The organism is Bacteroides sp. NSJ-48 (genome assembly GCF_014287405.1).
Taxonomy (GTDB): Bacteria; Bacteroidota; Bacteroidia; order Bacteroidales; family Bacteroidaceae; genus Bacteroides; species Bacteroides stercoris.
This window is the reverse complement of sequence record NZ_JACOOD010000078.1, coordinates 1-7,666: the sequence shown is the minus strand read 5'-3', so window position 1 is coordinate 7,666 and position 7,666 is coordinate 1. Positions and strand designations below refer to the sequence as shown.

Sequence of the window (7,666 nt, the reverse complement as noted above, 5' to 3'; positions counted from 1 at the left end):
TTTCAATGCTAAAATTAAACTGTTCAGAGCAAACCTAAGAGGCGTAGCTGACAAGAGGTTCTTCCTTTTCCGCATTGCTAAACTATATGCGTATCCCCACTAAAAAGCTACTGACTCCTAATTTTGTAATATTTAATGAATGTCCCTATTTAATGAATGTCCCTATAATAAAAAAAAGAGGAAAATCATCACTGAAATTCCTCTTTTTCTTGGGTGACTGAAGGGACTCGAACCCTCGACATTCAGAACCACAATCTGACGCTCTAACCAACTGAACTACAGTCACCATGTTGTTGCATTTCTTAAATGCGGTGCAAAGATATGGATAATCTTTGATATTACAAATGTTTTGGCGTTTTTTTTGCAAAAAAATAGCTATTTATTATTTTCATAAATTTCCGTATTATGCTGTACCAGGAACTTTCGAGTGTTTTTAATGAAGATATTCAGACGGTTACGGGCTGATTGCGGCAAACGGCTGTGTGGTGAGTAAGAAGGATATAAAATGTAATTTTTTTCTCCGGTGAGAGTAGGGCGGCCGGTCCATACTAAAGTGTATCCGCATCGAACGACACGGGCGAATGGAAAAGAATAGGCAAAAGATTCGGGCGACGGTGAATGACTTGAATGGTTTGGTAATGGACGGATGGGCTTGGGGAGAGGATATTTTTCAAGTTGCAGCGTAAAGATGAGTCCACCGTCTGTATTTGCAGCGCTCATATTAGAGATGAAGTTTCCTAAAGAATAGACGATGGCATGCTGTTGATTGCCGTTCGTGCGTAATTCCATAGGCTGGATTACGTGCGGATGCGAACCGATAATATGGGTCACCCCCTGTTTCAGCAACCAGTCTGCAAGCTCGCATTGCTCACGGTTCGGGAGTGATTGATATTCTTCTCCCCAATGTATACAGGTTATAATAGCATCCGGACGTACGGCTTGGGCGCTATGTATGTCTTTTAGAATTGTTTTTTTGTCAATGTAATTGACGATGTTGGGTGCAGATACCTTGATTCCATTAGTGCCGTAAGTGTAGTTGAGTATGGCTATGCAGAAACCTTTTTTCCGGATGAAGAGAGGATAGAGTTGTTTACGTTCTATAGCGTTCCGGTAAGTACCTGCATAGGGTATGGAAAATGATTCGATTTGTGTGATAGTTCGTTCCAATCCAGCCTTGCCGCGATCCAGGCAATGATTGTTTGCTGTGAGAAGAACGTCGAATCCGACATCTTTGATAGCTTGCAGATATTCGTCGGGTGCACTGAAAGTAGGATAGCCTTGATAAGGTTTTCCACCGAGAGTCACTTCAAGATTACCTATTGCAATATCGGCACGGGAGATTTCTTCCTTTACAAGGGAGAAACAAGGAGAATAATCATATTTCCCGTTGGAAGTGCGGGCGGCATCTATTTGCGCCCGGTGTTGCATTAAGTCTCCTACAAATAATAGCGTAATCCTTTCCTGTGAGGAAAGGGTTGCGCTATATAGTAGAAAGATAAGGGAGATGAGCGCTTTCATCATCCTTATTATTGATAAATAGCTTTCTTGCCTGCCAACAATGTATTCTTCATTAAAGAGACAATGGTCATGGGACCTACACCACCGGGTACGGGAGTGATGAATGAACATTTGGGAGCTACTTCATCGAACTTGACATCACCGGTCAGCTTGAAACCGGATTTTCTGGTTGCGTCCGGTACACGGGTAGTACCTACGTCAATGACAACTGCGCCTTCTTTCACCATTTCCGCTTTTACAAAGTTAGGTTGTCCCATAGCTGCGATGATAATATCGGCTTCTTGGCACTCTTTTACCAGGTCTTTACTGCGGCTGTGGCAAACGGTTACTGTGGCGTCACCGGGATAAGCCTTTTGCATCATTAGGGCAGCCATGGGTTTGCCTACGATATTGCTGCGCCCCAGTACAACGCATTTCTTTCCGGAAGTTTCTATTTTGTATCTTTTCAGCAATTCGAGAATTCCGTTAGGAGTTGCGGAAACGTAACAAGGCAATCCTATGGACATACGTCCTACATTGATAGGATGGAAGCCATCCACATCTTTGCGGTAGTCGATTGTTTCAATCACTTTTTGTTCCGATATATGTTTTGGCAAAGGCAGCTGGACGATAAAACCGTCTACATCTGCATCCTCATTCAGTTCGCGCACTTTCACCAGCAGCTCTTCTTCCGTTACATCTGTCTCATAACGAATGAGCGAGGACTTGAATCCGCATACTTCACAAGCTTTTACTTTGGCTGCTACATAGGTTTCGCTGCCACCGTCGTGTCCTACAAGGATAGCTGCCAAATGCGGGCGTTTTCCGCCGCGTGCCACTATCTCAGCTACTTCTGTTGCAATTTCCTGTTTTACCTGTTCGGAAATTGCTTTTCCGTCAATTAGTGTCATATTTAATATTATTGTATTAGTTATTATTTGCATGGCATTATTCGCAAAAATAGGGCAAATAACCGAATAAAGCAAAAATCCCGCTGATTTCATTCGAACTATGAAATTAGCGGGATTTATATGCAGGATATTTTTCTTTCTTATCGTTTCAGTTTCGGCATCATCTTGCCCATTTTGCTGCCGGTCACCATTTTCATCATTTTACGGGTCTGGTCGAACTGTTTCAGCAAACGGTTTACTTCCTGAATGTTCGTGCCGCTGCCTTTGGCGATACGCTGGCGGCGTGAGCCGTTTAGGATGGCCGGGTTGCTGCGTTCTTCCGGAGTCATGGAGTAGATAATCGCTTCGATGCTTTTGAAAGCATTGTCGTCAATATCGATATCCTTGATAGCTTTGCCTACCCCTGGTATCATGGAAGCGAGTTCTTTCAAGTTACCCATTTTCTTGATTTGTGCAATCTGGCTCAGGAAGTCGTTGAAGTCAAACTGGTTCTTCGCAATTTTCTTTTGCAGACGTTTGGCTTCTTCTTCATCATATTGTTCTTGTGCACGCTCTACCAATGACACGATGTCGCCCATACCCAGAATACGGTCTGCCATACGGGCAGGGTGGAATTGGTCGATAGCGTCCAGCTTTTCGCCGGTTCCTACAAACTTGATAGGCTTGTTTACTACAGTACGGATAGAAAGGGCGGCACCACCGCGAGTGTCACCGTCCAACTTAGTCAATACCACACCATTGAAGTCCAGACGTTCGTTGAATTCTTTGGCTGTGTTTACGGCATCCTGTCCGGTCATGGAATCCACTACGAACAAGATTTCATTCGGATTGATGGCGGATTTGATGGCGGCGATTTCGTTCATCATCTCTTCGTCTACGGCCAGACGACCAGCTGTATCGACGATTACGAGGTCATATCCTTTGGCTTTAGCTTCCTGTATGGCGTTTTGGGCTATGCTCACCGGGTCTTTGCTATCAGGTTCGGAATACATGGGCACTTCGATCTGCTCTGCCAGTACGCGCAACTGTTCGATAGCGGCGGGGCGGTAAACGTCGCAAGCCACTAATAAGGGCTTCCGGTTCTTTTTGGTTTTCAGCATGCGTGCCAACTTTCCGGAGAAAGTGGTCTTACCGGAACCTTGCAGACCGGACATCAAAATAACAGCCGGTTTGGAATCAATATTGATTTCCGCAGTTTCGCCACCCATGAGTTGTGTCAACTCATCGTGTACGATTTTTACCATTAACTGGCTGGGTTTTACAGCTGTCAGCACGTTTTGTCCTAAAGCTTTTTCCTTAACGGTATCGGTAAAACTCTTGGCAACCTTATAGTTTACGTCAGCATCTAAAAGTGCTTTACGCACGTCTTTCAGCGTTTCTGCTACATTAATTTCGGTGATTTTACCTTCACCCTTCAAAATTTTAAACGACCTCTCAAGTCTCTCGCTTAAATTATCGAACATAGTATCTAATTACAATTACTAAATTACAAATTACTCTTATTGAGGCGCAAAAGTACAAAAAATACCTGTAACTGCCTTCTTTTAAGGACAGAATATTATTACGGCTTTGCGGCAGATTGCCTTGAAGCATAAAATATTCCGTTCCAACTGATGGGAAGACTGAAATCATGCTTATTCTCCATGCTTTTGCTTTTTATTATATAATAACATTGAAAAAGAGCGGAATAGCATAAGTTATTCCGCTCTTTTTCAAATGTTTGCTTTTATATCTTATTGGTTCTTTTCCGTGTAGGTATTTAACCGTTCATGCTCATCAGGAATTCATCGTTGTCTTTGGTTTTTTCCAAACGGTCTTTTACGAAGTCCATTGCCTCTATCGGATTCATATCAGCAAGATACTTGCGGAGAATCCACATGCGATCCAGCGTTTGTTTGTCTTGCAGCAAGTCATCGCGACGAGTGCTGGAAGCAACGATATTGACAGCCGGGAAGATGCGCTTGTTGGACAGGTTGCGGTCGAGTTGCAGTTCCATATTACCAGTGCCTTTGAACTCTTCAAAGATTACTTCGTCCATTTTGGAACCGGTATCTATAAGCGCCGTAGCAAGGATGGTGAGCGAACCACCGCCTTCGATGTTGCGGGCAGCACCGAAGAAACGTTTCGGTTTGTGCAGTGCGTTGGCGTCCACACCTCCGGACAATACTTTACCCGAAGCCGGGGAAACAGTGTTGTAGGCACGTGCCAAACGTGTTATGGAGTCAAGGAAGATAACAACGTCATGTCCGCATTCTACCATTCTTTTGGCTTTCTCCAACACAATGCCTGCTATTTTCACGTGACGTTCTGCCGGTTCGTCGAAAGTAGAGGCAATAACCTCTGCATTTACGGTACGGGCCATGTCGGTAACTTCTTCCGGACGTTCATCAATCAACAGCATAATCATGTACACTTCCGGATGGTTGGCTGCAATGGCGTTGGCGATATCCTTCATCAGGATAGTCTTACCGGTTTTGGGCTGTGCTACGATTAATGCACGCTGGCCTTTACCAATGGGCGCAAAGAGGTCTACTACGCGGGCAGACAGGGAGTCGGAATATCCGCCTTTGCAAAGTTTGAATTTCTCGTCCGGGAAGAGCGGGGTGAGATGTTCGAACGGTACACGGTCGCGTACAAAAGCCGGGTCACGTCCGTTAATCTTGGATACTTTTACCAGTGGGAAATATTTCTCTCCTTCCTTGGGGGGACGGATAACACCTTCCACTACATCACCGGTCTTCAGGCCGAACAGTTTGATTTGTGATTGTGAAACGTAGATATCATCGGGAGAAGAAAGGTAGTTATAATCGGATGAGCGCAGGAATCCATAACCGTCCTGCATGATTTCCAATACGCCGGTTCCTGTGAGTATATCATCGAATTCGTACGCCTTTTCACGTTCTATTGCCGGCTTGCGTTCGGGAGCAACATAATTCTCGTTGTTGTTCTGTTGTCGTGCAGGACGTTGCTGCTGTTGTGCAGGACGCTGGTTGTTATTGTTACGATTGTTGTATGGCGTATTGTTATCGCGGAGGCGAAGACGAGAGCGTTGTTGCGGTTGCTCTGTTGCAGGAACGGGAGTTTCTGCTTTGGTAGCTTCGAATTTGCCGATGAGCTCTGACGGCAGTTCTATTTTTTCGGTTGGCAAATCTTCGATGGGGATAAAGTCATCTTCTGCTTCCGGCAAGACAGGACTTTCATCCGGTGTAGGCTGGGGGGCTGCAACAATTTTCTTGGGTTCTGCTTTTTTCGGCTCTGTAGTTTCTGCTTTAGTTTCTGCCAGAACGGTTTTAGGTGCTTCCGCTACGGGAGCCGCTTCTTGTTTTACTTTGCGCGGACGTCCCGGTTTGCGTTTGGGAACTTCAGTCTCTGCTGCGGGAGTTGCGGCTACGGCCGATTCTTTAGCCGCCTCTGCTGCTTGTACGGAAGCTTGTACGGCAGGTGCCTCTTCGGTTTTCCCTTTTGTGAGTTCACCGTTCTTGTTGGCTGTGAATACCTTGTCCGCTGCTTCTTTCTTGACCGTTACGCGAGAACGTTTTTGCTTGTCCCCTTTACGTTCTTCTTTTAATTTGTCGGCTGCTACTTTCTTGGTTGCTCCAGCAATGGCTTGTTCGTCAAGTATCTTGTAAACGAGTTCTTCTTTTTTGAGAGAGTCTGTTTTTTTGATACCCAGTTCTTGGGCAATAGCTTGCAGTTCCGACAAATTTTTGTCGTTTAATTGAATGATATTATACATATAGTATATGTGTGAATGGTTTTTACTTATATCGGTAAGTCTACCTTTTGTAAATTATGATTTAATAGGGATATTTGTTATTGAACCGGAAATCTGACTAACAATCCTCACCTCAGCAAGGAGTTGCAGAATGTTTCAATGGCACAAAGGTAATAATAATTTTTGGTTTCATAAATAAATCGTCTTTTTTTTAATTTTAAAAGTCTATCTTTGTTTCATTATTATATAAGAAACAGATTTATGAATATATATGCAGTTCGTTTGATTACTTTTTCGCCTACCCATACCTCTAAACAAGTGGGCGAGGCGATTGTTCGCGGTACGGGCATTTCCGATGTTGCCCGGACAGACCTTACTTTCCACCCGGCCGGCAAATTGGAAATTCCTGAAAGCACCTTGACGGTGATAACCGTCCCCGTCTATGGCGGGAAGGTGGCACCCCCGGCATTGGAGCGGATGAAAGACGTTCATGCTTCCGGCGCTCCGGCGGTGCTGGTTGCTGTGTATGGTAACCGTGCCTATGAAAAAGCATTGGTGGAGTTGGACGCATTTGCATCGGACAGAGGATTTAAAGTGATTGCCGGTGCTACGTTTGTAGGCGAGCATTCGTACAATACGCAGCAAAATCCCATAGCTGCAGGGCGGCCGGATGCAGATGACTTGCAGTTTGCAGAAACTTTCGGCGCTAAGATACGGACTAAAATCGAAGCGGCAGTCGACATGGATAAGCTCTATGCCGTTGACGTCAACCGTATTCAACGTCCCCGTCAGGCATTTTTTCCGTTATTCCGTTTCTTGCGGAAGGTGGTGAAACTGCGCAAAAGTGGAGTTCCTATGCCGCGTATTCCAGCTGTCGACACAGAACTTTGCGACCATTGCGGATACTGCGTGAAGCATTGTCCGGCAGGCGCCATCGCGAAAGGCGATGAGTGTAGCACCGATGTGGAAAAGTGTATTCGCTGCTGTGCTTGTGTAAAAGGGTGTCCGCAAAAGGCCCGTACTTTTGATACGCCGTTTGCCGCCTTGCTTGCCGATTGCTTTAAGAAGCAGAAGGAAAATAGAATTATCTTGTAAGTAGGTTCTGACATATCTGCCTTCAGGCATAAATTGAGTTCAAAGAGTATTTTCAGCTTCTTTTGAAGCTCTATCCGGTCTGTTTTTTGTTTTTATAAAAAGCATAACGGGGTATGTGACGAATAAAAATAGAAAATATCTTCAAACAAGGAATGCTGAAGAATATTTAAGCAGGCTCTTAAGGAGAAGGATTCTTGTCGGAGAGGATAGATGTTCTCTTCAGGTAAGAAGCCGGTAAATATAGGAGAAGAACTTTATCTCCGGCCTGAAGATGGGTGTCTTTAGGCTGGAGAGAGCCGTTTTTAGGTTAAAGTTCTGTATCTCTAACCTAGGGACATTCATTAAATATTACAAAATTAGCCAACTAATTCATACACAAATTATTGCGAATTAGTTGGCTTTTTTGTATCTTTAGGTATTCCCCCGAAAACAAGGTTTGACGGCCAAA

5 protein-coding genes, 1 tRNA gene and 1 pseudogene are annotated in these 7,666 nt (G+C 44.6%); 2 read left to right on the top strand and 5 right to left on the bottom strand.

Annotation, left to right across the window (positions count from 1 at the left end):
• Window positions 1–103 (top strand): annotated as a pseudogene (locus H8S52_RS20225) (DDE transposase); the annotation flags it as partial.
• A gap of 109 nt (window positions 104–212) precedes the next feature.
• On the opposite strand, the gene H8S52_RS19110 reads toward H8S52_RS20225, so the two are convergent.
• The 5 genes from H8S52_RS19110 to rho form a co-directional block, all read right to left on the bottom strand.
• Window positions 213–286 (bottom strand) — tRNA-His (locus H8S52_RS19110).
• An 89-nt stretch (window positions 287–375) separates the two neighbouring features.
• On the bottom strand, window positions 376–1,518 hold the full coding sequence (locus H8S52_RS19105) for a CapA family protein (protein WP_117986055.1): 1,143 nt from the start codon (window positions 1,516–1,518) through the stop codon (window positions 376–378).
• Window positions 1,519–1,526: 8 nt separating this feature from the next.
• A complete protein-coding gene (gene folD / locus H8S52_RS19100) occupies window positions 1,527–2,408 on the bottom strand; it encodes a bifunctional methylenetetrahydrofolate dehydrogenase/methenyltetrahydrofolate cyclohydrolase FolD (protein WP_117986032.1) in 882 nt (293 codons plus the stop codon).
• 140 nt (window positions 2,409–2,548) lie between these two features.
• Window positions 2,549–3,871 carry a signal recognition particle protein gene (gene ffh, locus H8S52_RS19095; protein ID WP_005652735.1) on the bottom strand — a complete coding sequence of 441 codons (1,323 nt, stop codon included), beginning with the start codon at window positions 3,869–3,871 and terminating at the stop codon, window positions 2,549–2,551.
• 296 nt (window positions 3,872–4,167) lie between these two features.
• Complete coding sequence (gene rho / locus H8S52_RS19090) at window positions 4,168–6,144, bottom strand: transcription termination factor Rho (RefSeq protein ID WP_186910386.1); 1,977 nt, start codon at window positions 6,142–6,144, stop codon at window positions 4,168–4,170.
• Between the two features lie 240 nt (window positions 6,145–6,384).
• On the opposite strand from rho, the gene H8S52_RS19085 reads away from it, so the two are divergent.
• Entirely contained in the window at window positions 6,385–7,218 is an 834-nt protein-coding gene (locus H8S52_RS19085; protein WP_186910385.1) for a 4Fe-4S binding protein, read from the top strand.
• Window positions 7,219–7,666 lie beyond the last annotated feature (448 nt).